The organism is Mycolicibacterium pyrenivorans (assembly GCF_025821625.1).
GTDB classification, from domain to species: Bacteria; Actinomycetota; Actinomycetes; order Mycobacteriales; family Mycobacteriaceae; genus Mycobacterium; species Mycobacterium pyrenivorans.
Genome location: NZ_JACKSH010000061.1, coordinates 1 through 2,253 on the forward strand (window position 1 = coordinate 1; position 2,253 = coordinate 2,253).

A 2,253-nucleotide genomic window follows, 5' to 3' on the forward strand; every position below is an offset into this window, starting at 1 on the left:
CAGATCGGTCAGTACGACGCCAGAGCCGGTCGGCGTCCCCGCGACCCACCCGAACCGCTGCGCCTGCTCAACCAGGGTCTCGTCGGCCTCACGCTCCTCAATGGTGCGCAGCCCGGGCCTGAGGAGATCGTGCAGGTTGGCGGTACGCATCTCGTCCACCATCCGCATCGTCTCGTAGGCGGTGGGGATGCCATAGGTCCTCGTTGTGACCTTCCCCGGCCTTAGACTCGGGCGCAGGACCCATTCGGTCACCTGGCGGTCAAGTCCAGGGACGTGGTGTATGACGTCGTCGTGTGATTCTTCGAGGTAGTTGGGTCAGGCGGGCAGTGCCGCGGGGGTAGCCTCCTGTTCGGTTGGGGTGTCGTTGACGGTGCGTGATTTGCTCAGAACGTCGAGGCCGAGGTAGCGCCGCGACTCGGCCCATTCGTCGTGTTGTTCGGCCAGCACTGCTCCGACGAGACGGATCAGGGCCGCGCGGTCGGGGAAGATGCCCACGACGTCGGTGCGCCGGCGGATCTCCTTGTTGAGTCGTTCCTGGGGATTGTTGCTCCAGATCTGGCGCCAGATCTGCTTGGGGAACGCGGTGAACGCCAGCAGATCCGGCCGCGCCGCTTCGAGGTGATCGGCGACATTGGGCAGCTTGTCGGNCCAGATCTGGCGCCAGATCTGCTTGGGGAACGCGGTGAACGCCAGCAGATCCGGCCGCGCCGCTTCGAGGTGATCGGCGACATTGGGCAGCTTGTCGGACAATGCGTCGATGATCCGATCATATTGAGCAGCAACGGATTCAGCGTCAGGTTGGTCGAACACCGAGTGCAGCAGGGTGCGCACCCAGGGCCACGAACTCTTGGGAGTGACGGACATCAGGTTGGTCGTGTAGTGGGTTCTGCAGCGCTGCCACGCCGCTCCGGGCAGGGTGGCCCCGATGGCGGCGACCAGCCCGGCGTGGGCGTCGCTGGTGACCAGTTTGACCCCGGACAGGCCGCGGGCGGTCAACGACCGCCAGAACGTCAACCAGCCCGCCCCGTCCTCAGCGGTCGTGACATCGATTCCCAGGATCTCGCGGTAGCCCTCGGCGTTGACCCCGACGGCGATCAGGGCGTGCACGTTGACCACCCGGCCGGCTTCACGCACCTTGAGCACCAGAGCGTCCGCAGCGACGAACGTATACGGGCCGGCATCGAGCGGCCGGGTCCGGAACGCCTCCACGGCGGCGTCGAGTTCCTTGGCCATCACCGACACCTGCGACTTCGACAACGACGTGATGCCCAGGGTCTCGACCAGCTTGTCCATCCGCCGCGTCGAGACACCAAGCAGGTAACACGTCGCCACCACCGTGGTCAGGGCCCGCTCGGCGCGTTTACGGCGCTCCAGCAGCCAGTCCGGGAAGTAGGATCCTTGCCGCAGCTTCGGGATCGCAAGATCCAAAGTCCCTGCACGGGTGTCGAATTGACGGTGTCGGTAGCCGTTGCGGGAATTGGTGCGCTCAGCCGAGCGTTCGCCGTAGCCGGCACCGCATAGGGCGTCGGCTTCGGCGCCCATCAGGGTGTGGATGAACGTGGCCAGCAGCTCGCGCAGCACGTCGGGATGGGCAGTGGTGAGTCGTTCGGCCAGCACAGTGGGCAGATCGATATTGTGGGCAGTGGTCATCGCGTCGATTCCTTTGCTCGAGTGACTTTGGACGGTCTCTCGAAGAATCACGCGATGACCTTCAATCACTCGGCTACGACACGCCGGTACCGCTGATCAGGTCCGACTCGTACACCACCTTGATGGACGCAACCCACCTGGCTCGGCGTCGGCGAGTACCCACCATGGTTGGACGCCCGGACGTAGCTGAGAAGCCGTCGCTGGTCGTCGTTGAGGATGGCCATCAGCTCAACCCTGAAGCTTCCCGCATGACAGGAGCCTATCGGCGACAGCGTACAAACAATCCGAGGCCGGAGTGCAGCTGCAGTCGTCGCACGCCCAAATGGTCGGCGCCGTCGAAAAAGCGCGAGCCTGGATGGTTGCCGACGTTGTGGCCCTGGGGGTACAGCCAGTCTTTCTCTTCTGGCGTGAGCTTGTTCCACAGCTCATTGAACTGCTTGGGGTCGTCGGGCAGCCGTCTCATGCTCCGTCAGTGTCGGCGGACCCGGAATCGCGCACTGCGCTAGTTGCCATCTATCCCGATCTCGTGATGGACCGCATCGCGAAACTCCGCGCGTCGAGCATTGGCCTCGTCGACGGCAGCCCTCCATTCGGGCTCGCCAA

2 protein-coding genes are annotated in these 2,253 nt (G+C 64.5%); both read right to left on the minus strand.

What is annotated here, in order from left to right; all coding sequences use genetic code 11:
* Window positions 1–315 precede the first annotated feature (315 nt).
* Entirely contained in the window at window positions 316–1,650 is a 1,335-nt protein-coding gene (locus H7I57_RS08745) for an IS256 family transposase (RefSeq protein ID WP_264023033.1), read from the minus strand.
* 259 nt (window positions 1,651–1,909) lie between these two features.
* A complete protein-coding gene (locus H7I57_RS08750; protein WP_138229285.1) occupies window positions 1,910–2,113 on the minus strand; it encodes a hypothetical protein in 204 nt (67 codons plus the stop codon).
* Between the last annotated feature and the right edge of the window lie 140 nt (window positions 2,114–2,253).